We start from the raw sequence: 24,959 nt of genomic DNA, 5'->3' as shown, positions 1-24,959 counted from the left end.
ATTACTCCCTGATTTGATTGATACGCGCCAAGCGGGCGAAATCATCGCCATAGGCACCGTGATCGCGGTCGGCTTCAATCCAGCCGATACCCAGCCGGTCATAAAATCTTTGCGCTGCGACATTGTCCCGGTCCACGGCCAGCCGCAGATAGACACCGCCGCGCGCCATCGACCAGGAGGCGACATGGCGCAAAAGCACCTCGCCGATCCCTCTGCCGCGAAAGGCTTCATCGACATAGAGGTCCTGCACGTAGACGCCCGGTTTGCCCAACCATGTCGAGAAGATCGGGAAGAACAGGGCAAGACCGGCAAACCTATCGTCCACCTCGGCGATCAGACTGGTGAAAGCCGCATAGGGACCAAAACCATAACAGCGGAAATCCTCAACCGTGCTGGAGATTTTTCCCGCAGCGCCAAGTCCTGCGCCCATCGTGCAGATTGCTGCGTGAATCTGTTCGGCATCGGCAAGTTCACCAAGCCGAACCACGACGCCGGTTTTACTGTCCAACACGATCTTCGGCATCAGAGCATTTCCTGTTTTGATCGAATCATTGGAAACTCTCGATCCTTTTGTTTTTACGCATGTCTTTATCCCGAAACCGGTTCCCACTTTCGGGAGACATGCTCTAGAACGCCACCCTGTCTCCACCTTTGAGGCCCAGATATTCTCGCGCCTCGTCAGGCGTTGCAACGTCCAGCGACAGGCCGTCAAGAATGCTGCGTATGCGACGAACCTGATCGGCATTGCTCTTGGCCAGCTGGCCGCGCCCGTCATAAAGGCTGTCTTCCAGCCCGACGCGGACATTGCCGCCCATCGCCGCTGCCATGGTAATCATCGGAATCTGGTGCCGTCCCGCCGCCAGCACGGAGAAGGAATAGTCGTCTCCGAACAGCTTGTCGGCGATCCGCTTCATATGCATGAGATTATCCGGATCGGCCCCGATACCACCCAGAACCCCGAAGACGAACTGGATAAACAGATGGCCGGACACCAGCCCCCGGTCGCGGAAATGCGCCAGCGAATAGAGATGGCCGACATCGTAGCATTCGAATTCGAAACGGGTGCCACAGCCTTGGCCGAGACTGGTCAGAATGCCTTCCATATCTGCAAAAGTGTTCTTGAAGATCGAATGACGGGTAGCTTCCAGCAGTTCCGGCTCCCACGCATGTTTCCACTCGCGTGGCCTGTCGAGTGCCGGAAACAGCGCGAAATTCATCGAGCCCATATTGAGCGAACACATTTCCGGTTGCGCCTTAAGCGGCGCGGCCAACCGGTCTTCCAGTGTCATCAGCGACGAGCCGCCAGTGGAGATATTCACCACCGCCGCCGTCGATTGCTTGATGCGCGGCAGGAACTGCATGAACAGGTCCGGGTCGGCGGACGGCCTGCCATCGCGCGGATCGCGGGCATGAAGATGCAGGATGGACGCGCCCGCTTCCGCTGCCGCGATGGCTTCGCTCGCAATCTCGTCCGGCGTCACCGGCAGATGCGGCGACATGGAGGGCGTATGGACGGAGCCTGTCACCGCGCAGGTGATGATCACCTTGTGACGCATCTTCTTCTTGTCGGTCATGATCCGGTTTCCTTAGGCGTTCACAGGCAGTTTGAGTTCACGCGCCAGAACCTCCAGCGTATCACCGAGAATGGCGGTGATCTCGCCGACCTGTTCGCGGCTCACGATCATTGGCGGGCAGACGAGGAAATGATCGCCCTCGACGCCGCCGCGCGTGCGGCGCGAATAGATGATGAGCCCGCGTTCATAGGCGAGATCGATCATGCGCTGATGAGCGTTCAATTCTTTCGGCAGCGGCTTCATGGTTTCTGGATCGGACACGAATTCGGCTGCGAGCAGCAGGCCCTTGCCGCGCACATCGCCGATGAAAGGGAAGCGTTTCGCAAGCCCTTCCAGTTCGCCCTTCAGCGCATCGCCCATACGGGCGGCATTGCCGACCAGATCGAGACGATCGATCTCCTGCAATACGGCCTTGCCCGCGGCACAGGCCAGCGGATTGCCGGCATAAGTGAAGCCATGCAGAAAGCCCCCGGCATCCAAAACCGGCTGGACGATGCGGGCCGGTGCCGCCATCGCGCCAAGCGGGCAATAACCGGAGGCAAAGCCCTTGGAAAGCGCGATCAGATCAGGCTTGCAGTTCCAGTGATCACCGCCCAAAAACTTGCCGGTGCGCCCGGCACCGCTCATCACCTCGTCGTGGATGAGCAGGATGCCATAACGGTCGCAGATTTCGCGGATGCGCGGATAATAGCTGTCGGGCGCAACCAGCGCGCCGGTGGATGCCCCACCGATCGGCTCCATGATGAAGGCAAGCACGCTTTCAGGACCTTCTTCCTGAATCTTCTCCTCCAGCATGTCGGCATATTTCTGCCCGCGTTGCTCCATCGACAGATTATCGCGGTCGAGATAGGCGGTCGGAGCCGGGACTTTCGGCATTTCGCGCATGATGGGCGCGAAGGGCTCGCTCAATGCCGCGTAGCCGGTGACAGCCAGCGCGCCAAGCGTGCCGCCGTGATAGGACGGAAAGCGCGAAATCACTTTCCAGCGCTTGCCCTGCCCGGTCGCGACCGCCCACTGGCGGGCAAGCTTGATACAGGATTCGACCGCTTCCGAACCGCCGGAAACGAAGAATATCTTGTCCAGCCCTTCCGGCATACGCTCGGCGGCCATGCGTGCCAGATCTTCCGCCGGTTCGTTTTCAAAGTGCAGGCGATAGGCGAAGGTCACGCGGTCCATCTGCTCTTTCATGGCATCGAGCACGTTGCGATTGCCATGGCCGATATTGACCACCATCGCGCCGCTCGACCCGTCGATGACGCGGCGTCCGTCCTGATCCCAGATATAGATGCCTTCGGCCCGATCCACCAGCGGCCTGCGCAGGCGTGACTGGTAAAAAAGATGCGATGCCGGGCGTTCGTTCTGTGCTTTTGTGTTGAGCATGGCGTTACTCTGTCAGCGCTTGAGATATTGGTTGAGAACATTGGCCGTCACACGCTCGACCATGCGGTCGCCGCGTTTGAGAGCCGCTACCCACTCGCAGCTTCCGGCGTGGAAAACCTCGCCCTTGCCGCGCGGGAAATTGACGATCATGCCGCAGCCGCGCTTGATGCGTTCGACGGCTGCATCGCCATTGTCGCCGATCAGCGTATCGGCCACGAATTTGGCATCGGCATCGGAGAGGAACTGGTCGTCGGCGGGAATATCCGCGCTCTCTTCCTTGAGAGACGACATGCCAAGCGCCAGAATCTGCAATCCATCGGGTGCGCCGCTGCCCTCCTCCGGTTCGGGCAGACCACCCCGGATCACATAGTCGAGCCCGTCGACCTCATAGCCGAAGGCATGACCGTCAGCGCCCAGGAGATCACCGTAATAGATGCCGGTTCCCGCAAAGGCCCAATGTTCCGGGCGATAGACCGGAAAACCGCGTACGCCACGCGGGGCGCAACCACCCCAGCCGACATAAAGCCCGCGCAGCGCATTGAGGCCGAAGGTTTCGGCAGCAGGCCGTCCGGCTTCCGTCGCTTCCCAGCAACTGCTGGTGCGCCGTGGATCGGCGGAGCGATAGACCGGGTCTTCGGCGCGGGCGCGATATTTGTAGCAAGTCTGGCGCTTGCCATCATCTTCAAGCCGCGTCTGCCACATGAAGTTGCCCGCAAAACGGGCCGCACGACCGCCGCCATCGACATAATGATCGACGGCATCGCGCATTTCCCATGTCCAATATTCGTCGTGACCGACAAAGGCCACGCAATCATAACCGTCGAGGATTTCCGGCGAGAAGTGCAGCTCATGCTGGCTGGCGAGATCAATCGCAAAGCCTTCCCGTTCAGCCCAGCGAAAGAACAGGCTGTCATAGCTGGCCCAGCCGGATGAGGCATATTTCTTGGAATAGCCATTGGCAAAGGCCCATTCCATATGCGGATAGCGTGGAGGGGCGGCAGGCGGCGTCACAAACTCCAGCGGCACGCGAGGCGCATCGGACGGTAACAGCGCGAAGCCACGGCAGAACGGACGCTCGATACTTACCGTCGTCGCATATTGATCGCCATTCGGCCCGGTAATGCCCTGATAGTGGTTGGAACCGCCCCAGGTATTATAGGCCGTCCACGTGCCGGTCGCTGCAACCTGCAGGATACGACCGGGCTTACGGCCTGCCACAGGACGCAGGATGAACAGATGGTGGCAATGGATCAGCTGACCGTCATTGCCTTCGGCCTGCAGCGTAATGCGATAGGCGCCGGAAGGCCAAGTCTCATCCGTCTTGAACGAAAATGTCGTCTCCCAGCCGCAGCCCACAACGGAACATTGGGCTGGCGTTTCCTGCCATTTGCAGTCTATCCCGCGCTTTGAGAAGACAGGCGTTTCAACCGCCCCATCGCGCACGATTTCGATATCGAAGCGCGAGGCGGTCGCACTCACCTGCAAATGAACCGTTGTGCCCGGCAGATAAGAATAGGCATCGGTGTAGCACCAGATTTCGCCACGCGGCCCGTCCATGCCGGGATATTCATAATAATGGCCAAGCACGGCTTCGCGTCGCTGCGCCGGGGTCAGCCCGAAATCGGGAAATTCCCCAAAATCGGCAAACTCATTGGCGTTTCTCTCGTTCATGCCATCACCTCACGCGGCCAGATATTTCTTGAGGAAGGAGCGGGTACGCTCCTGCACCGGATTGCTCAAAATCTGATCCGGCGGCCCCTCTTCCACCACCACACCGCCATCCATGAACAGGATGCGATCTGCCACTTCGCCCGCAAATCGCATCTCATGCGTGACGATCAGCATCGTCATATGTTCAGCGGCGAGCTGCTTCATGACGGCATTGACCTCGTCCACCAGCTCGGGATCGAGTGCCGAAGTCGCTTCGTCGAACAGCATCACTTTCGGCTGCATGGCGAGCGCACGGGCAATGGCCACACGCTGCTTCTGACCGCCGGACAGCCGCGAGGGGTAGACGTCGATCTTGTCGGCAAGCCCGACCTTTTTCAAAAGCTCCAGCGCCAGCGTACGAGCAGCGTCCTTCGTCATGCCCTTGAGCTTGATGGGGCCGAGCGTGATGTTTTCCAGCACTGTCAGATGTGGAAACAGGTTGAAGTGCTGAAACACCATGCCCATCTTCTGGCGCACGGCATTGATGTGTTTCTCGAAAGCCTGCCCGGTGAGAGGTTGATTGACCTGCATGCCATCAAGCCAGACTTCACCGCCATTCAGCGTTTCAAGATGATTGATCGAGCGCAGAAGCGTGCTCTTGCCGGAGCCGCTGGGGCCGATGATGGCGACGATCTGGCCACGCGCCACGGAAAGGTCGATACCTTTCAACACTTCCAGCTCGCCGTAGGCTTTGCGGGCGCCCTTCACTTCGACCATCGGTTTTGCGGTTTTGGGGCTGCTCATCGCGTGACCTCCACTTTTCTTTCAATGCGCCGCAGGCTGGCTTCCAGAACCAGATTGACCACGTAGTAGATGGCGGCGATGGTGATGTAGAATTCGAACGGGCTGAAGGTTTCGCTGATGGCAAGCTGCGCGCTATGCACCAGTTCGGCAATGCCGATGATCGAAACCAGCGACGTATCCTTCAAAAGAACGATCATATTGTTGCCGATGGGGGGGATCGTATTGCGCACCGCCTGCGGGATGACGATGTAGCGCAAAGCCTGACCATGGCTGAAGCCGATGGAACGCGCGCCTTCCATTTGACCCGGATCGACCGCCACGATACCCGCGCGGATGATATCGGCATTATAGACGGCAAAGTGGAGGCTAAGGCCGATGATGCCCGCGCCAAGTGCCGGAATATCGATACCGATCTGAACCAGCCCGAAATAGATCAGGAACAGCTGCAACAGAAGCGGCGTTCCCATGAACAGCCACATGAAGAACCGCACCGGCCATGCGAGAATCTTAGGCGCGTACAGCACCACGAGCGCAAATGCGATGCCGAGCACGAAGCTGAGGAAAGCCGACGCCACGGTCAGAACCAGCGTCCACCAAAGTCCTGTCAAAAGCAGATCCGTATAGGGAGCGACGATGCTGAAATCGAGAGCTTGCATCCAGTCCTCCCTCACTGCGCCGCGAAGCGCTTGTCGAGAAGATCGACCCCGCGCGCCACGATATAGATGATGATCATGTAGAGAACGGCTGCAACGCCGAAAATCTCGAACGGTTTGTAGGTTGAACCGATGAAACGCTGCGCCGTATAGGTCAGTTCAACCACTGAAATGGTGGAAACCAGCGCAGAGCCCTTCAGGAGCGCAATCGTATTGACACCGAGAGGGCGGATCATCAGCCGGGCTGCCTGCGGCAGCACGACGAACCGCATCGTCTGCCCTCGCCCAAAGCCGATGGAACGGGCAGCTTCCATCTGGCCGCGATCAACGCTCTGAATTGCGCCGCGGATCGATTCCGACATGTATGCGCCGATATTCAGCCCCAGACCGATGACACCGGCGGCAAACGGTTCCAGATTAATGCCAATCTGTGGCCCGCCGAAATAGAGAATGAAGAGCTGCACAAGGCAAGGTGTGCCGCGAAAGACGCTCACATAGGCTGCCGCAAGCCATCGCAGGATGACCGAGCGGGACAGACGCCCGTTAACGAGGACTGCCGCGACGGCCAGACCCAACACCAGGGCCAGAGCAGAAATTTGGACAGTCACCCATGCCGCCTCCAGAAAAAACGGGAGGACGCGCTGCATCAACGCAAAATCCATCGGAAAACTCCGGTCAATCGGTTCTCAACCGGCCCGGACATATGCCGGGCCGGGATGACGTATCAGCGAATATCGCTGCCGACCCATTGCATCGAAATCTTCTCATAGGTGCCGTCGGCCATGATCTCGTCGAGAGCCTTCTGCATTGCAGCCTTCAGCTCTGGATTGTTCTTGCGGATGGCGATACCGATCGCAACGCTGCCGCCTTCGATATCAGGCGTATCGAGCCTGCGGACCTTCTGGCCGGTTTCCTTGATCGCCACCATGACCGGGATGTTGTCGACGACGATGGCGTCGACACGACCGGCATTCAGTTCGAGCATCAGCTCCGGCAGACCCTTATAGGTGCGAATGGTCCAGCCCCCCTGTTCGCGCGCCCATTTTTCATGGGTTTCACCAAGCGTTACGCCCAGTGTCTTGCCCTTGAGATCATCGAGCTTTTGAACTGCTGAGTCTTCCTTTACGAAAACCGCGCGGCCCGCATGATAGTAAGGTCCCACGAAATCCACGGCCTTCTCGCGTTCCGGCGTAATCGTCATGGAGCCAACCACCGTATCGAACTTGCCTGCCCGAAGGCCGGCGACAATACCATCCCATGCGGTGGTGATAAGCTGTGGCTTGAGCTGCATGCGCTCGGCAATCGCCACCCCGATGGAAGCGTCGAAACCCACGACTTCGTTCTTCTCATTGACGAAATTGAACGGCGGGTACTGGCCGCTCATGGCGATCTTCAACTCGCCCGCTGCCTTGATCTTTTCAAGATCATCCGCCTGCGCAGGCGCAACCGCAAAAACTGCGGTGGCGGCAATCGCGGCCGCGGCAATGAAACCCGTGAATTTGTTAAACATGCTGTTCCCGACTTCCCTTTGTTTGTTTTTCTTGAGGCTTTTTGATGCCTTCCAATATTCATGATTGCTTTTATGGATGCATTTCGCAAATAGATAATGGGAATAGATTGCATAGATTTCATGAATGGATGACCTCATGTCGCTGCATCGCCCTGAACGCCTTGTCTGGGATCTAGACTGGAACCTTCTGCGCAGTTTTGTGGTAATTGCGGAGGTGAAAAGCATCACGCGCGCGGCAGAGCGTCTCAACCTCAAACAACCAAGCGTAAGCAATGCGTTGCGCCGATTGGAAGACCGCATCGGCCAGCGGCTGGTGGAGCGTGACGCAACCCATTTTGAGCTGACGGACGTTGGCAAACTGCTTTACGAACAGAGCATTGAGGTCTTCGGCGCCATTTCACAGCTGCCGCAACTGGTGCGCGGTGTCGGTGACAATGTGACTGGCCATGTCACCATCTCTGTCGCCAGCCACATCATATCGCCGATCTTCGATCAGGCGCTCGCGCTGTTTCATGAACAGCATCCCAATGCGACACTGACGATCAACGTATCCGCCAGTACAGAAGTCGCGCGGCTTGTGCGCGAGAAGCGCGCTTCTTTCGGCCTTGGTCTGGTGAGTAATCGCGACCCCGCGCTCGACTACACCATGGTCTATCGTGAGTTCTTCGGGTTTTTCTGCGGGCCCCGGCACCGGATGTTCGGCCAGTCCGGACTGACCCTTGCCGATCTGAAGGGAGAACCATCGGTTTCGTTCCAGACAGATCATATTGCAGACGCGCTGCGACCCGTAGCCCTGTTGCGCAGTGAGGCGCGACTTTCACCAGATGTGGTCGGCACCTCGTCGAGCCTCGAAGAAGTGCGCAGGATGATCATCACCGGGCTTGGCATCGGTCCACTTCCATTGCATGTCGCGCGACGCGAGATCGATGACGGCCTTCTCTGGCGTCTGCCGCCTTACGACAACCCGCCAGCCATCGATGTTTTCCTGATCCACAATCCTGAAGCCAACCTCAACAAGGCCGAAAAGGCCATGCTAGCCGGACTGAAATCTATCATTGGATCAACGCCCCTTGAGGAGCGCATCTACCAGGATTGAGCCCCCCAAGCCCCTATCTTCACGGCTGCGCAAGCAGCGTTTCATGATAGGCCCAGAACTCGTCTATGAACCGTTGAGCCAGACTGTTATCAGGACCGTTACTACGGCGGATGACCAGAAATCCTGCGTCGACAAAGCTTGTGAAAGGCCGGATCGCCACACCACGTCCGCGAAAATCCGTTGCCGACGACGGGTCGATGATCGTTATGCCGACACCTTCGGCCACAAGCGTCAGCGCTGTGTGCGACAGGCGTGTCTCAATGGTGGCTGACCGTGGAATGCGCGCAAGCGCAACTTCCACACGCATGGCAAACAGCGACCCCGGCTCCAGAGTGATCATACGTTCATCGGCGAGATCATCCGGTGAAACCTCCGGATAGTCTGCAAGACGATGCCCCAGCGGGACAGCGACAACCGCCGGTATCGCCCGGGTTTCAATATTGAAACCGGGTCTGTCAAGCGGACCATCGGCAAAGCCTAAATCGACCTGACCTGATGCGACGGCTTCGACCACCATTGCAGAGGGAATGCCATTGAGAGAGGCATGGATATTGGGCCTTCCCTTGAGAAAGCGGGCAAGGAAGCGCGGCATTATCCCATTTGCAAGCGCCGGCATGGCTGCGATGCGCAACATTCCAGCATTCTGACGACTAATCTCGTCGGCGAAACTTCTGATGCGATTTAGCCCTACATAGGCTCGCTCCACTTCCTGCAGCAACGTCATAGCAGCCTGTGTGGGGATCAACTGATTTCCGCGCCGGTTGAAGAGTTTGAGTTTAGTGTCGATCTCGAAGTCGCGGATTAGGCGGCTCACGGCAGGTTGGGTGATCGACATTAATTCTGCTGCGGCTGTCATTTTACCGGTTAGCATAACGGTTCGGAATGCTTCTACCTGACGCAGGTTCATGTTTCACCATAATATTGGGTTATGCTCTGGGCTTCATTTCGAATTTGACTGTATTGAGCCCCGCTGTCAAACCACTCCCATAAACGTATCGGCGCGACGAAAGCACCGGACATAAAATGGGGACAATGCAGTTGGGTGCGGTCAGCGCATATCTCGATTTGATGGGTTTTGCCGAAGACGGCTGGGGCTATGATATGCTCCGGGCCACCGGCATGACACTCGCGGTAGCCTTTTGCGGTTTCGCGGCAGGCGCAATATTCGGCATGATTGCCGCTGCCGCTTCATTCTCATCGCAGCGCATTCTCAGAATTGCGGCTGACGGCTATTCGACAGTGCTTCGCGGCATCCCCGATCTTCTGGTCATTTATCTGTTCTATTTCGGCAGCAGCGCCGTGTTGAGCCAGATTGGCGCGTTGTTCGGCGGGCAAGGTTTTGTCAGTGCGCCAATCTTCATCACCGGTGTACTGGCCATCGGTGTGGTATCGGGTGCTTATCAGGCCGAAGTTTATCGCGGCGCGGTGCTTGCACTCCCCAAAGGCGAAATCGAGGCTGCCAAAGCCTATGGCATGCCGCCGCGTCTGCTGTTTCGCCGCATCATGGTTCCGCAGGCGGCGCGCTTCGCCATTCCGGGCATCGGCAATGTGTGGCAGCTCGTCTTGAAAGAATCCGCGCTGATCTCGGTCGTTGGACTGGTTGAACTGATGCGTCAGGCGCAAATCGGCGCTGGATCAACCCGCAAGCCATTCACCTTCTTCCTGACCGCCGGGCTGCTTTATCTCGTCATCACATTCGCATCGGGCTTGCTGTTCAAGAACGCCGAAAGACGCGCGATGCGCGGCATCCGGAGGGCGGTATGAGCTTTCTCGACCTTCCATTCATGTTCGACAGTTTCGTTCAGCTTTGTCGCGGTATCCCGCTGACGCTTCAACTGATGGCACTATCAGTTATCAGCGGTGCCGTGCTGGCCACCATACTGGCCACGATGCGTCTGTCGGGCAATCTGGTACTGGACCTCATTGCGCGAGGTTATATCTTCGTGCTGCGCGGCACCCCGCTGCTGGTCCAGCTCTACATCATCTATTACGGTCTCAGCCAGTTTCCCGAACTGCGCCGGAGCTTTCTCTGGCCGTTTCTACGCGAACCCTATTGGTGCGCGGTGCTGGCTCTGGCACTCAATACAGCTGCCTATAGCGCCGAAATCATACGTGGCGGCGTTCTGTCGGTCGCGACCGGACAGATCGAAGCGGCGCGCACTTATGGCATGAGCGGCTTTACACTCGTCCGTCGTATTCTGGCCCCGCAGGCTCTGCGGCAGATGCTGCCCGCCTATTCGAACGAAGTCATCTTGATGGTGAAGTCCACGGCGCTGGCATCAACCATCACAATGATGGAAGTGACAGGGCTGGCAGCCAAGCTGATTTCTGCCACCTATCGCCCTGTCGAAGTCTTCATCTGTGCAGGCGCGATCTATCTCCTCCTGAACTTTGTCGTCACCAGAATCTTCAAACTGCTGGAATACCGCCTTTCGGCGGCCCAGCGTCAGCCTGTCATCGTGCAGGCCGCCGGAGGAAACTCATAATGCAACGTTTCGAAACGCCTGCGGTCGAGATCAAGAACCTCGAAAAATGCTACGGCGCGCACAAGGTTCTGCATTCAGTTTCCTTGCAGGCACATCAGGGTGAAGTCATCTCCATTCTGGGAGCATCAGGATCCGGCAAATCCACACTGCTGCGCTGCATTAATATGCTGGAAGTGCCGGATGCGGGCAGCGTGGCTATTCATGGAGAGGCGTATAAGCTCGACCAACAGCCGGGACGTGCGCCTCGTCCTGCTGATGCACAACAGGTTCAGCGGCTGCGCGGTCAGGCGACCATGGTGTTCCAGTCGTTCAATCTGTGGTCGCACCTGACCATCCTTGAAAATCTGATCGAGGCGCCTGTGTATGTGCAGAAGCGAAACCGATCGGAGTGCATTGCCGAAGCCGAAGCACTGCTGGAGCGGGTCGGCATAGCCGATAAGCGCAATTTCTATCCCGCGCATCTTTCCGGCGGCCAGCAGCAACGCGCCGCAATTGCCCGCGCGTTAGCGATGCGTCCGAAGATCATGCTGTTCGATGAACCAACCTCCGCGCTCGATCCCGAGCTGGTGGCCGAGGTGCTGAAGGTCATGCGCGATCTGGCGGCAGAGGGGCGCACCATGCTGGTCGTGACCCACGAGATGGGCTTCGCCCGCGATGTTTCCAGCCGTGTCGTGTTTCTGCGTCAGGGCGTGATTGAAGAAGAAGGCACGCCCGACGAGGTTTTTGGCAACCCCAAAAGCGAACGGTTCCGGCAATTCATTTCCAAACAAAACGCATGAACCGATCAATCGGCTTTCTAACAGAGGTGAACATATGAAACTGAAAATCGTCCTTTCTGTCCTCGGCGTTCTCGCCGTTGCCCCGACCGCGCATGCCGAAGATGTCGTGCGCATCGCTACCGAAGGTGCTTATGCGCCGTGGAATTTTTCCGGCCCGAACGGTGTGCTGGAAGGCTTCGAGATCGATCTCGCCAAAGACCTTTGCGAACGCCTGAAAGCGAAATGCGAAATCACCGCGCAGAACTGGGACGGCATCATTCCGTCGCTGACCGCCGGCAAGTATGACGCCATCATGGCGGGCATGAGCATCACGCCGAAGCGTGAGGAGGTGATCGCGTTTTCGTCGCCTTATGCGGCAGCCATCAATTCCTTTGCAGTCATGGATGACAGCGACCTCGCCGATCTGCCGGAAGGCGGCAAGCCGCTAAATGTCGATTCCGATGCGGCCAAGCCGGTGCTCGAAGAAATTGCCAAGAAAATCAACGGCAAGACCGTCGGCGTTCAGGGTTCCACAACTGCCTCAGCCTTCATGGAACAGTATTTCAAGGATGGTGCGGATGTACGCGAGTATAAAACCGCGGAGGAACACAATTTCGACCTGACCAGCGGTCGTGTGGATGCGGTTGTCGCCAATGCTACAGTTCTGGCTGCTGCTCTCGAAAAGGACGACATGAAGGGCGCGAAGCTGGCCGGGCCGCTGTTTTCCGGCAAGGTCTTCGGCATGATCGGCGTCGGCCTGCGGAAGGAAGATACCGCCCTGAAGGGTCGTTTCGATACAGCCATTCAGGCAGCGATTGCCGACGGCACGGTGAAAAAGCTTTCCGAGAAGTGGTTCAAGGTGGACGTCAGCCCACAAAATTGAGCCGACGCAAACGGGCCTGACTGCCGTCAGGCCCACCCCTGACGACACTGTGACAACAGAATGAATTTACGAATGCGCAGATTGCCGGATCAGAACATAGTCATTATCGGAGCGGGACTGGTGGGCTCTGCCATCGCCTGGGGTCTTGCCCGATCCGGTCTGCGTCCAATGCTTCTTGATGGAGAAGACCTGTCCCTGCGCGCATCCCGTGCCAATTTCGCGCTCATCTGGGTACAGGGCAAAGGCGTAGGCGCACCACACTATGCCCGTTGGACAATGCAATCCGCGCGCCTGTGGCCCGCTTTCGCAGACGAGTTGTGGGATGTCACCGGTCTTGATGTAGCGCTCAAACAGACCGGCGCTTTTACCTTTTGCCTCGACGAGCGTGAGCTTGCAATGTTTGCGGAAGACGTCGCGACGGTGGCGCGGGAACTCGGCAATGACGCCCCCGAACATGTCGTGCTCGACCATCAGGAAACGGCCAGAATGGTGCCCTCCATCGGGCGGGATGTGATCGGCTCGATCTATTCGCCGATGGACGGCGATGTAAATTCATTGCGCCTGTTTCGCGCTTTGCATACGGGCATGATCAAACTCGGCGCTTCCTATGAACCGCATTGTGAAGTCTCGTCCATCACCCCGCAAAACGGCGGCTTTCTGTTAAGCGGTGCATGGGGCGAGGTCTTTGCCGAGCGCGTCATTCTGGCAGCGGGCAACGGCAATGCAGAGCTTGCCAAGAATGTCGGTCTTGAAGCGCCGGTCGTGCGCAGCAAAGGCCAAATTCTTGTAACGGAGAAATGTGCGCCCTTCTTCCCCTATACAGCGGCCACGCTGCGGCAAGCGGATGAAGGAGGCGTGATGATCGGCGATAGTCAGGAAACCCACACGGACCGTATCGCCACCAATCAGGATATCAGCGCGGTTCTGGCCAACAGGGCAGTGCGGACATTCCCGCATCTGGCCGATGTCAATGTCATTCGCAGTTGGGCCGGATTTCGGGTCAAGACACCGGACGGCCTGCCGATTTACGAACAATCCGAAAGCCACCCGGGGGCTTACGCCGTCATGTGCCATTCCGGCGTCACGCTTGCAGCCAACCACGCCTTGATCGTGGCGCAGGAAATAGCAGCCGATGCCAAACAACTTGCTGGTGACGCATTCCCCGGCCGGAGGTTTCATGTCTCCTAAAATGTTCCTTAAAACTGAGACACCAGAGGAAACCGTGACGATTACATTCGATGCGCGCACCTTGACAGTGCCTGCCAATGTAACTGTCGCCGCAGCGCTGCTTGGAGAGGGCATCAACCGGCTCAGAAACAGCGTTGTCGGTGATCAGCCGCGAGCCCCCTATTGCCTGATGGGCATCTGTTTTGAATGTCTGGTCACCATTGATGGTGTGCAGAACCGCCAGGCGTGCATGACGCCTGTGGCCAATGGAATGGTCATTTCTTCCCAGTCCGGCGCGCGTCGGATGCAACCATGACAACGATGCTCAAAAGAGTTTCCGATATTCATGCGCTCGACGCGTTTTACGACCTTGCCATTATCGGCGCGGGACCAGCAGGTATGTCAGCAGCCGCAGAAGCAAGCGCCACTGGCGCTAACGTGGTTCTGTTCGACGAAAACCCAGCCGCAGGCGGCCAGATTTACCGTGGCATTGAACACAATACGACTGTCCGCAGGCCGTTTCTCGGCACCGACTACTGGCGGGGCAAAGAAGTACTGAGAGCATTCATCGCCAGCAATGCCACCTATGTGCCGCAGGCCCTCGTCTGGAGTGTGGAGCCACATGATGGCGACAACAACGGCGTCGATCTGCGCGTATCGGTAAGCGGCAAGAGCGGGATTGTTTCAGCGCGCCGCGTGATCTTCGCGACCGGCGCCATGGAGCGTCCGATGCCTGTCAGGGGCTGGACATTGCCGGGTATTATGACCGTCGGCGCAGCACAGATTGCGTTGAAGGCTTCCGGCCTCCTGCCCAACGGACGTGTGGTTCTGGCGGGAACAGGCCCGCTGCTCTACATGTTCGCCGCACAACTGTTGCAGGCTGGTGGCGAGGTCGCAGCATTGCTCGATACGACGCCCGGCGCAAATTACGTGAAAGCTGCACCGAACCTGCCTTCATTCCTTTTCTCGCCATATGCTTTTAAGGGGCTCTCCCTGCTTTTGAAGGTGCGTAAGTCGGTGCCGGTCTATTCCGGTGTGACAGACATCGCCATTGAAGGAAAAAACGAAGCAGAAGCGATCTGCTTTTCGGCAAAAGGCAAGACACACAGGCTTGCTGTCGATAGCGTCTTCCTGCATCAGGGTGTGATCCCCAACAACAATCTCGCCAATGCATCCGGCTGCGCTCTGGTTTGGAACGACGGTCAGAAATGTTTTCAACCGCAACTTGACGGCAACGGGCGTTCGTCCATACCGGCCATCTACATTGTTGGTGACGGCAGCGGCATTGGCGGTGCATTGGTTGCCGAGCAGAGCGGGCGTATCGCTGCGCTCGCGTCCTGTCAGGATATCTTTCCGGCACTGGCAACATCGTTGGCGTCAAAAATCGTAAAGCTGCAGGCGCAGGCGCGACGCGTCGAACGCGGGCGCACCTTTATCGACGCGCTTTATCTGCCTGCACAGGCATTTCGCGCACCAACGGATCGGGAAACGATTGTCTGCCGTTGCGAAGAAGTGACCGCAGGCGCTATCCGCGACGCGGCAGCCTGCAATATCGCCGGCCCTAACCAGCTGAAAACCATGTTTCGCTGCGGCATGGGCCCTTGTCAGGGCCGCATGTGCAGTTCCACCGTCACGGAAATTCTGGCCGAGGCGCAAAAACGTGCGCCTCAAACAGTCGGTTTTTATCGTCTACGCGCGCCGGTGAAACCGGTGCCGCTCAGCGAAATCGCAGCACTACCCCAAACCCCCGATGCTGTCTTCGCCGTTACCGGCGAGCAACCGGATAACTCCCCAACCATCTGAAAGGATTAAACTATGGCTGAGCGTTTCATTCAGACGCCGATCATGCATCGCGTCGTCGAACACAACGGCATTGTCTATGTCGGTGGAACCACCTGTGATGACGAAAGTCTGGATATGGCTGATCAAACCCGCGAAATCCTCGCCAAGCTCGACAGCTATCTGGCACAGGCAGGCACGGACAAGACCAAGCTTCTGGCAGCCACCATCTTCGTAACAGACCTCAACAAGAAGCCTGAAATGGATAAGGTCTGGAAGGAATGGATTGACCCTTCGCTGCTGCCAACCCGTGCAGCCGTTGGCGTTGCTGATCTGGGTGGCGATACGCTGATTGAAATCGTGGTTTCCGCTTACAAATAATCGACTTAAAAAACCTCGTTGAGTTTTTGAAAAAGGAAGCCGTCAACTGGATGACAGTCGGCGGTTTTTCTCCATCCAAGAGCTATAGCCTTTGGTAGCTATTGTTATAGACGGGCATTAGTACGTTAACTGTCATAGTTTATATTCTTATTATTTGTTGTATATTTAAATAATTATTTATCTATTCGTTCCTTTGAAATCCTATAATCCGGATTAATATCTTTAACTAAAATTTTATCTTAAGTATTACTAAAATATATCTACATACTTATTTAACAAACTACCCCTAAGATTCTGTGTGATTTTTCCGATATTCGAAGATCTCTCATTCTCAGCGACGCGACGACTAAGTTTTCGAAGGGTATTTGAACATCCAAATCCTTTTTAGCCGTAAAGGACATGGCAATCACCTTGACAACCCGCGATGTTAACGGGGCCAAAGAACCCGTTCGTTCCAATTTCTGTTTCCGTTCACGGATGAGCACTTCTGCTTCGCATTCCAACTCACTTCGGATGAATTGCCAATCAAAACAGAAGGTCTGCATGTGGTATTAATCTGATCCGCTTAATCGATGAGCTTTTCGCCCGCTACAGTCCGGCAACTATGGGGTACAAAGCTGTCAGCCGGAATGTGATTTGCGGCGGACCCGCAACCGATTGCAGCAATGCCCTTAAACTACGGCGACCGCGAAGCGACGTCCGCTTCTCGAATAGGCTGCTAAAGAGCAAACTATCCGCTTTACACCCCTTCGCGGTCGCTAGTAATATTAAAAGAGAAACGACCGCTTTCAGCAAACTTTTCGACAGCTCGAACGTCCGACATTGGGCGCAAAGCCGACATTCTGCGATCAGCGCCACACATGGCAAAACCCCACTTTTGCCATGTGTTTTTGCACAACGAGAGTTTTTAAACATCGCAGCTGAACTGCAGCGCAATGAAAACACGTATGCGTATCATGTCTTGCCGTATCTGCGACAGCTATGGGGCCGATAACGGAACGGCAGCTGCGGGAACCAAAAATGATGATTTCCGCCGAAGAAGTGAAGCGGAAACTTATCTTATATTGCTCTGAGTACCCGACTTTGGTGACATACTCTGATCGAATGAGTAAATTGGGATTGGCAGAGACTCGAATGCGCTACTGGTGGGTGAATCACAAACAGACGATGCGACAGGAAGTTGGTGGTGGTTACTTGTGGTCCCCCAAGCGCGAGGCAAATGGGGCACGTAGTCAATTCTACGAAAATATGAGGATTGCCGAACCTGCCGATATAGTATTGTCTTTTTCCGGTGCTGTAATCGGTCATATTGGAATCATCCAGGATTTCGCCAGTCCAGCCTTGAAGCCTGTTGGCTTTGAAACCACAGGCAAAAACTGGAACAGTGATGGTTGGCTACTGCCCGTCGCCTGGAAGTCGCTGTCAAGCCCCGTGCGACCGAAGGACCGCATTGCGGACCTGGGGCCTCTTCTACCGGTAAAATATTCGCCAATTCATCCCGTTAGTGGGAAGGGAAATCAGAAAGCATATCTCGCTCAAATAAATAAGCGTATTGTTGAACTGCTTGTCGATTCCACTGCCTTCTTGATCGAGGAGAGTATAGATGACAGCAATGCGGTTTTCGCGCGGCTTGATGATCTGATCGAGGATTCGCTGATCGGACAAACTGATCTCGATACGACGACGAAGCAACAACTCGTGCTTGCCCGTTACGGGCAAGGCCTTTTCCGGACGCGCGTATCGGAGATGGAAACGAATTGCCGCCTAACTGGTATCGACAATCCAAGATTGCTCGTAGCTAGCCATATCAAGCCCTGGCGTGTGTGTACCACTGCGACTGAGCGTTTAGATGGAGCTAATGGGCTCTTGCTCACTCCGCACGTAGACCGCTTGTTTGACCGCGGTTTCATAAGTTTCGAAGCAAGCGGGCGCGTAATTATATCTCGTCGGCTCGCGTCACTCGATCTCGATCGACTTGGCTTACGTGATGCTTGTACACGAAACTGCGGGGTTTTCACGGAGCGACAGGAGGCCTACTTGTCGTTCCATCGAGCCAATGTCCTCCTGACTTAAGCATCGATCTACAGCTGCATTTCAAAATAAGAGTCGCATACGGCATCAAATTCTATCAGATATATTGCAGCAAACTGGCTAAGAAACTGAAACTCCTTATCAGCAGCACTTTTTGAAAGGGTTTCGAATCGTCCGAAGCAGGGATTTCGACAGAGTCTCGCCGTTCGAGCAGATTCGCTTTCTCCATCCTCGACCCGATACGGGTCTATTGCGGCAAGGCCTCACCAATCTGGTCGCGGAGTATTCGACCTTGAAGGAGGGCGGCGTCTGAACGGTCCCAGATGAAACTGACATGGCTCCTGATCTGATCATTTCAACGCCAACGACCTTCATTATCAATAGTTGCAGACACCTATCCAGATGCGCAGCGCCACGCATGAGCGCTTTTTGCCAACTCGGCCGACTCATGTGCCATCAAACTCGCTCGGCCTAGCCATCGTCACGCCATCAAGATGGCATATGGAAAACCCATGGACTTCAAAGCAATGCCATCTGTTCGCCGACGCATGCAACGCACACGAAGGCGCGATAATCAATTCGAGGCATCAATCAGATCGCAACTCTATGGAAAAGGGTTCCGCTATCGGGTGCATTATCCCGTTCCCAGAATGAAGCGCATTACTTGCGACATCGCCTTTCCCAGCTTGAACATCGCGATCTTTCTCGATGGCTGCTTCTGGCATGGATGCAACATCCATCCACCATCGGTCAAAAAGAATACCGGATTTGGTTGGAGAAAATCGAACGCAATCGCGCGCGTGACAGGAGGGTCTGCGACCACCTCATCGAGATCGGCTGGACAATCCTTCGATCCTGGGAGCATGAGACGGTCGAAGCGATCGTGGAAAAGATCGCTTCGACCATAGAGGAATGTAGAATACCGAAACGCTCACTTTGCAGCAGCGCGCGCTCTTTCCAGAACGTGAAGCGGACGTCTGGACAATTCGAAGCTGTCGACGGGGACGTAGTTTCTATCGAGTTCCAGACGATCGAATAGCTGTCGCGCATCCCAGAGCGGGTGTACGACGACGCCCCATTTAGTGTTCCCATCATCGAGCGAAAAGATGGGAATATCTTTCCTTCCCTTGACGTGATCGACCGTATTTCCAGGAATAAAAGTCTTAGTCTGCTGCGCAAGGTCGATTGAGCTCACTGTCCAGTCGGCGATCTCGAAGTATCTGAAATTTCCGTCGAACCCAGCGTCATAGGTCGGATCGGCGATCGCTCTAAGATACGCCAGTCCCAATCGCCAGTCGAGCAGGCCGTGGAAGTTCCTGTTGTTGTACCTCTGCAAGCACCTGTAGCAGGAAGTTCCGCACCGCTTCATATGATCGGCGTTGGCCACGTCGATTCTCGGCCATGCGGTGTCCTCATCGAGGATACTGCCGATCAGGGTAGAGACCGGAATGGTGCTGTCGCCCAGTAGGTGTCGGCAGAAGCCGGAGCCGTTCGGCAGCGCGTCCGATATCTGGAGATATGGCAGGCGCTCCCCGCTTGGAGAGACCATGATGTTCGGCGGGAGCGCGTCGAACTCCTCCGGTGCGATGTCGAGGTCTAGGGCGGCCCGCTGGACGAGGATCTCGGTCGCCGATATCGCCGCGGCGCGAACACTTGTGCGGGACCGGTCGCGGCGGCCCAAGGAGAGGCCGATGTCCATGTCGAGCAGCCGGAGGTTCGGATTGAGCTCCACGGGGCCGATCTGCAGCGAGTTGGTGACCTTGGTGGAGGCGAGCCAGGCGCTGACGGGCGCTTCTTCGACGGCCCTGTAGCGACCGTTCTGGTCGTCGGCGAGAGCATCCGTGGCGATGGCCTGTCCCGAAAGCCTTAGAAGCGGCTTGTCCGCCCACCACCAGATGCGCTGGGCGTTGTTGTCGACTACCTCCTGCACCTCGAAGCCCATGAAGTCCGAATCATCCCTGAAACCCGGATTGACGAGGAATATCTCGGACTGCTCCGCGAAGTTGACGCTGAGATTTGCGTCGGTCTTCTGTTTGTCGGGCTTGCCGAGGCTCGCGAGCGTCATGCGCTGGCCGACCTTGGCGGCAAGGTTCTCGTCCGTGGGGATGAGTTCCGTACGGTAGGCCGCGGGTGTGATGCACCGGATCCCGGAGTCGGTCAAAGGCGCGCCGCAGGCATGGCAGGCAACGGTACGTTCGGTGCCTCTGCTCCACGCGCCGCACTGGCTGCAGAAGCGGAGGTGGAAGTTGTCTTTCCTCCAGTCGGAGATCGGTTCCACCGGGACATCGAAGCTCGTTGCATGCTGATCAGGATCGAGCAGCACGCCTGTGAACCCGATGCAGCGGTGGCGAAGCTTCTCCCGTGTGCGCACGCTTCCGGGCGCGAAATCGAAGATCGCCATGTCCTGGTCGCGGTCGATGGTGTCCCACTCGGCCTCGAAGTTCCCCTTCCCGTTCGCTTTCTTCAGCTCCACGTAGAGGTTCCGCGACCGCGTTGGCATGCCGTATAGCGGCAGCAGCCCGCGTTCGGCAAGCGCCGCAGCGATGCCCACCTCCTGCTGCCTGAATTCCTCCTTGAGACCGTCAATCTGGGCAAGAACGGCGTCTGCCGAGACCTTCTCGATGATCGTCTTCAGATCGCAGCCGGACACCGCGGCTAGGATCGTCGCGAGACGGATACCCCGATGATTGGTCCGCTCCAGTGCGTCAGCCAACCGATCCCGCCAGTTCATGTCATCTCTGAAGTATTCCCTGCAGTAGAGAAACTCGCCGTGGATGTCGCCGGGAACCACATCGTCGCCAGCCCATGTCCCGCCGGATTCCTCGCGCAGGATGCGGAAGGCTTCGACCAGCCAGAACTTGCGGAGCAGGCGGGACGGAATGTCCGTCAGTCCCGTCGTGATGAACGGCGGCGGCGGAGCCGATCCTGTGATCTCGATCGGGTTATGGAAGTAGTGAATGTCATGGCTCTTGCTGCGACAGACGGTCAAAACCGTCGAGAAGGCCTGCCCCCGGCGGCCGGCACGACCCACGCGCTGCTGGTAGTTGAACCGCTGCGGGGGCATGTTGGCCTGATAGACAGCCTGCAGGGATCCGATGTCGACGCCCACTTCCATGGTCGTCGTGACGGAAAGCAGATCAGCCGTGTCGAAGAGCCTCCGCCAGCGGAAGTCCTCGTCATTCTCGTTGTCCTCCTTGACAAACACGCCCTTGAACTGCTGCAGCCGCTCGGCCGGATCGCTTGTCTGGCCTGTAAGCTCCTCGCATTTGAGCCTGAAGTGCGGCTCGTCGCTCGAGATCGCGCGCATCACCCTGCGGCCGAGGAAGTTCTCTCCAGATATCTTCGAGGCCGTCAGATCCTCGGGACGGGTGAGGGTTTCTCCGCATCTCGTGCAGCGTCCGAACCCGGAGTGGAGATGAACGCGGCCGCAGCGCTTGCACCGCCAGGCGGCTCCGGCCGGATCGGCAGCGCGGAAGAACAGCTTACTGATGTCGATCGATCCATCGCCTCGGTTCTGTCCGAGCGTGGTGCGGAGCTTGTCGAGGAAATCTTTGCACTCCTGCTCCGGATGCTGGAGGATCTTCTCCATCAGGCGGCGGAACTTGTTGTCGCCCCTTCCGAGCATGTCGAACGCGTTCCTCCAGGCATTGCGAGTCACGTCCTGGAACTGGTTGGGCGTTATCCGGTATGCGTCTGCGAAAATGCGCAGCATCGCATCGTCGCGCGATTTCTCGGGCGTGTATTCCTCGGAGCCATAGAAGCTCGGCCATCCAAGCCCGGTCTCCTCGAGCGCAAAGTATGTCTTGCTGAACAGGAGGTCTGTCGCGTCCAGCGGCTGATCGTCCTGGACCTTTTCGCGCGCCTTCCGGATCAGCTTGAGCTGCTCCTCGGGAACATCGTGCTTCCACGATATCTGATCGTTTCCATCCCTTTCGAAAAACTCGTACCAGGCGTGGCGCTTGTTTATGCGGTTGAGCTCCGTGTCTGCGCCCTCGACTGGGGTGGAGCCAAGCTTCATGAGTTCCGTCAGGATCGGACGCGTCAGGTTGCCGACCTTGTCGCGCTCGAACTCGAAGAGTTCTTTCAACGGGATGCTCGGAGGATGGCCGGCTGCCTCCTTGCTCTTCCTGAGGGCCTTGAGGCGTGGCTGGAGATGGTCGGCATCCTTGTCTTCGGACATCAGCGCAAAGATCTCGTCCTTGAGACGCTGGTACTCGGCCTCGTCTTCGGCACCGTAGGTGTGGTCGCGCGCAATGCGGGTCGCCGCAGAGATGAGGATTTCGCGGCGCAGGTCGCGCTGGTGCTGAACCTCGACCTCCAGAGCCAGGTTTGCCGCATCCTCGCGGCTGTCGGAGAATGCGACGAGCTTGCCGTCGCCGTCCTGCGCCTTCAGAGAGGCGACCAGTTCGGTAGCGAGAAGCTGGGAGGTCTTGCCGAAACCAGTTCTGAAGCTTCGGATGGGCGACAGGCGACCTTCCCGTCTCTTGGAGTTCGCCTGGCGAAAACGCCCGGAATAGTCGGTTCCGCATTTGGCGCAGCAGAACGGCACCGCAGTGCCGCCTTCTTCGACCGTGCGGCTTTGGAACCCGTCAGTGCCTGACCAGCGAAGCAGATGGCCGGGCACGTCACCCTTCTCTTCCTTGTCGCTCACGACACCCGTTCGCGGATTGAGATATCCCAGTGTCCAGCGATACGGTGTCCTGCCAGTGCGAATCTCGACTTCGGGCTGCACTTGGCTTGGCCAGAAGAGGGCGAATTCGCGGAAGCTGGCATCCTCGAATCGTATGGAGGACGCGCTTTCGGGAAGCTTTTCGAGTTCCTGCGGAGCCGGGAGAAGCGAGACCCTGCTTGACGAGCCGGGATCCGTCTCCCCGCGTTTCCCGCCCAGATAGAGATCGCCACACGCCTCGCAGTAGAGCATCTCGAAAAGCCGCTTGCGGCCTTCCTGGTCGCTTTCCCCATCATAATTCTGGCCACGCTCGATGCTGGGTGCGCCCCAGACTACGGCACCGTCATCGTCCCAGCGGATGGACGCGAACAGGCCTTCGATATTGCGGACGAAGCAGTGCATCCTGAAGCCGGGCAGCGCCGCGACGGTTGCACGCTTCAGAGCGAGTTCGGCTGGCAGTACGGTTGCAGGAAGGTCAGGGATGGCGCGAAGCGCTAGCAGACCGCGGACGGCCAGCCTGTCGTCGGCGTGGAACAGGGCATTGCCGATGTCTGAGATAGTGCGAGGGAGCTTGGCTCCAGGCCTTTCGGGGTTCTGAAGCGCGAAGTCGAGCATCGCAGCCGCAGTCGCCGTGGCTTCCTCCAGCATAGTGGCCGGGGTCTTTCCGGCAACGCCGGGGATGCTCGCGGCCGCTGCGAGGAAGCAGTCGAAGAGTTCGCGGGGGTTTCTGCGATGATCCAGCTCTTCCAACGCGCGTGCGAGATTGGCGAGGGTTTCGCGCGAGGGCATTGCCTTGGGACGCTGGACTTCGATCGGGCGGCCTGTGACGACGCTCTTTCTCCAGGCCTCATCGATGTCGTGCGCCCGGGCCATTCCAGCGTCGCCGAACATGTTCTTCAGGTAGTCGATGCTGGCAGGAGCGTTCTCCTCGTCCATCGGCAGCGACGCTGACGAGGCAAGAATGCGCAGTTTGTGGGCGTGGGCTGGGTCGGTCAGGCCGAGCCGCTCGAGAAGCACCTTGAGCAATCCGGCCATTTCAGCACCCGCGGATCCGCGGATAAGGTGCAACTCGTCAAGCACGAGGAAGAAGCGCGCGTCCTCATTCTCCATAAGCCATGCACGGGTCTGCGACAGAATCGGGTCATCAACCTCACGCACCAGCATCGCATTCAGGATCGACTGGTTGGTGACAAGGATGTCCGGCGGGGTTGCCTGCATGTCCCAGCGCGAGATCAGTTCGGCGCCGCCGGTCGTGGGGAAGATATAACGCAGATCGGGATCACCCTCGGCAGCGAGCCTCTGCTGGATGGACTGGTAGCGCTGCAGCTCGGTCTTCAGCTCCTTGCGTGCGCGCTCCTTTCGCTTCTTCCATGCCTTGTCCTTGCTCTTGCGCGGATGGCGCAGAAACCCCTTGGCCGGGGATTTGCCCGTGTATCGGCCGAAGAAGATACGGTTTCCGTTGAAGTGGCGCGCCATGACATCCTGTGCATCGTCGGAATCGAGCGCCTTGCGCAAGCGCACCATCTGATCCTCAACGAGTGCGTTGAGCGGATAGAGGACGAGCGCGCGGACCGCCTTGGGCCTGTCGGGGTGCTCATTCCTGCGGTGGTATTGGAATCTGGCACCTTCTTTGAGCCAGTCGTCATCAAGACCCTGCAGGGGTGCGGGCCAAGACGTGGCTTCTCGTGCAAGCTGAGCGAGGATTGGCAGCATGAAGGATTCCGTCTTGCCGGAACCCGTGCCCGAGGTGACGATGCCGGGCGTTCCGTCGCGTGAACCCTTTTCCAGCATCTCGACCTGATGGAGGTAGGGTGCGTAGGCTCCCTTGATCGCCCGGCTTGACCTGTCCCGGTCGAAGAGGCCGGAAAGTGCAAGTTCCACGAAGGCCTGCCGCTCTATCCGTGAAAAATGGGGGAGCCGACCTTCGGAGTCATCGATTAACCCCTCGAGTCCGTATCCGATGGGTTCGTAGCGTGGAACTGTCTCGAAGATCGGGTCGAGCGCGAGCTGTCCGGGCGTGGTCAGAAGCTTCCGTCTCATCGCCGACACGCGCGGATCATCGATCCGATACGCCGTGTCCAGATAAGCGAGGAATTGGTCGATCATCCGGTTGAAACCGCCTATCGGATCAAACATGT

General features: G+C 57.5%; 21 protein-coding genes. 11 read left to right on the top strand and 10 right to left on the bottom strand.

Annotation, left to right across the window (positions count from 1 at the left end; translation table 11 throughout):
• Position 1 precedes the first annotated feature (1 nt).
• The 8 genes from CEV33_RS23455 to CEV33_RS23420 all read right to left on the bottom strand — a co-directional run bounded on the left by CEV33_RS23455 (position 2) and on the right by CEV33_RS23420 (position 7,571).
• Positions 2 to 523: a GNAT family N-acetyltransferase gene (locus CEV33_RS23455; protein ID WP_011982604.1), complete on the bottom strand. Its 522-nt coding sequence runs from the start codon at positions 521 to 523 to the stop codon at positions 2 to 4.
• A gap of 103 nt (positions 524 to 626) precedes the next feature.
• Positions 627 to 1,574, bottom strand: coding sequence for a BKACE family enzyme (locus CEV33_RS23450; RefSeq protein ID WP_094542741.1), 948 nt, complete (start codon positions 1,572 to 1,574; stop codon positions 627 to 629).
• A gap of 12 nt (positions 1,575 to 1,586) precedes the next feature.
• Positions 1,587 to 2,954: an aminotransferase family protein gene (locus CEV33_RS23445; protein WP_094542740.1), complete on the bottom strand. Its 1,368-nt coding sequence runs from the start codon at positions 2,952 to 2,954 to the stop codon at positions 1,587 to 1,589.
• Between the two features lie 12 nt (positions 2,955 to 2,966).
• Positions 2,967 to 4,625 carry a N,N-dimethylformamidase beta subunit family domain-containing protein gene (locus CEV33_RS23440; protein ID WP_094542739.1) on the bottom strand — a complete coding sequence of 553 codons (1,659 nt, stop codon included), beginning with the start codon at positions 4,623 to 4,625 and terminating at the stop codon, positions 2,967 to 2,969.
• A 9-nt stretch (positions 4,626 to 4,634) separates the two neighbouring features.
• Positions 4,635 to 5,381, bottom strand: a complete 747-nt coding sequence (locus CEV33_RS23435) for an amino acid ABC transporter ATP-binding protein (RefSeq protein ID WP_094542776.1) — start codon at positions 5,379 to 5,381, stop codon at positions 4,635 to 4,637.
• Positions 5,382 to 5,404: 23 nt separating this feature from the next.
• Positions 5,405 to 6,064, bottom strand: a complete 660-nt coding sequence (locus CEV33_RS23430; protein ID WP_094542738.1) for an amino acid ABC transporter permease — start codon at positions 6,062 to 6,064, stop codon at positions 5,405 to 5,407.
• 11 nt (positions 6,065 to 6,075) lie between these two features.
• Positions 6,076 to 6,723 (bottom strand): amino acid ABC transporter permease, encoded by a 648-nt coding sequence (locus CEV33_RS23425; protein ID WP_094542737.1) that lies wholly within the window; start codon positions 6,721 to 6,723, stop codon positions 6,076 to 6,078.
• A 62-nt stretch (positions 6,724 to 6,785) separates the two neighbouring features.
• Positions 6,786 to 7,571 (bottom strand): ABC transporter substrate-binding protein, encoded by a 786-nt coding sequence (locus CEV33_RS23420; protein WP_094542774.1) that lies wholly within the window; start codon positions 7,569 to 7,571, stop codon positions 6,786 to 6,788.
• 136 nt (positions 7,572 to 7,707) lie between these two features.
• Between CEV33_RS23420 and CEV33_RS23415 the strand changes: the two genes are divergently transcribed.
• Positions 7,708 to 8,667: a LysR family transcriptional regulator gene (locus tag CEV33_RS23415; protein WP_094542775.1), complete on the top strand. Its 960-nt coding sequence runs from the start codon at positions 7,708 to 7,710 to the stop codon at positions 8,665 to 8,667.
• 19 nt (positions 8,668 to 8,686) lie between these two features.
• Here the strand turns inward: CEV33_RS23415 and CEV33_RS23410 are convergent, their stop codons facing one another.
• On the bottom strand, positions 8,687 to 9,574 hold the full coding sequence (locus CEV33_RS23410; protein ID WP_094542736.1) for a LysR substrate-binding domain-containing protein: 888 nt from the start codon (positions 9,572 to 9,574) through the stop codon (positions 8,687 to 8,689).
• 161 nt (positions 9,575 to 9,735) lie between these two features.
• Here CEV33_RS23410 and CEV33_RS23405 point away from each other — a divergent pair, with 161 nt between their 5' ends.
• The 10 genes from CEV33_RS23405 (at position 9,736) to CEV33_RS23355 (ending at position 19,060) form a co-directional block, all read left to right on the top strand.
• Complete coding sequence (locus tag CEV33_RS23405) at positions 9,736 to 10,431, top strand: ABC transporter permease (RefSeq protein ID WP_094542773.1); 696 nt, start codon at positions 9,736 to 9,738, stop codon at positions 10,429 to 10,431.
• The gene (locus CEV33_RS23400) at positions 10,428 to 11,153 is read left to right on the top strand and encodes an ABC transporter permease (RefSeq protein WP_094542735.1); all 726 of its coding nucleotides are present in this window, start codon (positions 10,428 to 10,430) and stop codon (positions 11,151 to 11,153) included. Before CEV33_RS23405 ends, CEV33_RS23400 begins: the two co-directional genes overlap by 4 nt.
• On the top strand, positions 11,153 to 11,932 hold the full coding sequence (locus CEV33_RS23395) for an ABC transporter ATP-binding protein (protein ID WP_094542734.1): 780 nt from the start codon (positions 11,153 to 11,155) through the stop codon (positions 11,930 to 11,932). Before CEV33_RS23400 ends, CEV33_RS23395 begins: the two co-directional genes overlap by 1 nt.
• A gap of 34 nt (positions 11,933 to 11,966) precedes the next feature.
• On the top strand, positions 11,967 to 12,794 hold the full coding sequence (locus CEV33_RS23390; RefSeq protein WP_094542733.1) for a lysine/arginine/ornithine ABC transporter substrate-binding protein: 828 nt from the start codon (positions 11,967 to 11,969) through the stop codon (positions 12,792 to 12,794).
• Between the two features lie 72 nt (positions 12,795 to 12,866).
• Positions 12,867 to 13,982 (top strand): NAD(P)/FAD-dependent oxidoreductase, encoded by a 1,116-nt coding sequence (locus CEV33_RS23385; RefSeq protein WP_094542732.1) that lies wholly within the window; start codon positions 12,867 to 12,869, stop codon positions 13,980 to 13,982.
• A 1-nt stretch (position 13,983) separates the two neighbouring features.
• Positions 13,984 to 14,277: a (2Fe-2S)-binding protein gene (locus CEV33_RS23380; RefSeq protein ID WP_094542731.1), complete on the top strand. Its 294-nt coding sequence runs from the start codon at positions 13,984 to 13,986 to the stop codon at positions 14,275 to 14,277.
• A complete protein-coding gene (locus tag CEV33_RS23375; protein WP_094542730.1) occupies positions 14,274 to 15,764 on the top strand; it encodes an FAD/NAD(P)-dependent oxidoreductase in 1,491 nt (496 codons plus the stop codon). The genes CEV33_RS23380 and CEV33_RS23375 overlap by 4 nt, the downstream gene beginning before the upstream one ends.
• 12 nt (positions 15,765 to 15,776) lie before the next feature.
• A complete protein-coding gene (locus CEV33_RS23370; RefSeq protein ID WP_094542729.1) occupies positions 15,777 to 16,121 on the top strand; it encodes a RidA family protein in 345 nt (114 codons plus the stop codon).
• A 1,020-nt stretch (positions 16,122 to 17,141) separates the two neighbouring features.
• Entirely contained in the window at positions 17,142 to 18,194 is a 1,053-nt protein-coding gene (locus tag CEV33_RS23360) for an HNH endonuclease (RefSeq protein WP_208620261.1), read from the top strand.
• 452 nt (positions 18,195 to 18,646) lie between these two features.
• Entirely contained in the window at positions 18,647 to 19,060 is a 414-nt protein-coding gene (locus CEV33_RS23355; protein WP_328588611.1) for a PDDEXK family nuclease, read from the top strand.
• A gap of 23 nt (positions 19,061 to 19,083) precedes the next feature.
• Here CEV33_RS23355 and CEV33_RS23350 read toward each other — a convergent pair whose 3' ends face one another.
• A complete protein-coding gene (locus tag CEV33_RS23350) occupies positions 19,084 to 24,957 on the bottom strand; it encodes a DEAD/DEAH box helicase (RefSeq protein ID WP_094542727.1) in 5,874 nt (1,957 codons plus the stop codon).
• Positions 24,958 to 24,959: the final 2 nt, after the last annotated feature.

Source organism: Brucella grignonensis (genome assembly GCF_002252505.1).
In the GTDB taxonomy this organism is placed as follows: Bacteria; Pseudomonadota; Alphaproteobacteria; order Rhizobiales; family Rhizobiaceae; genus Brucella; species Brucella grignonensis.
The sequence above is the reverse complement of the archived record's forward strand: the minus strand, read 5'-3'. Positions and strand labels throughout refer to the sequence as shown.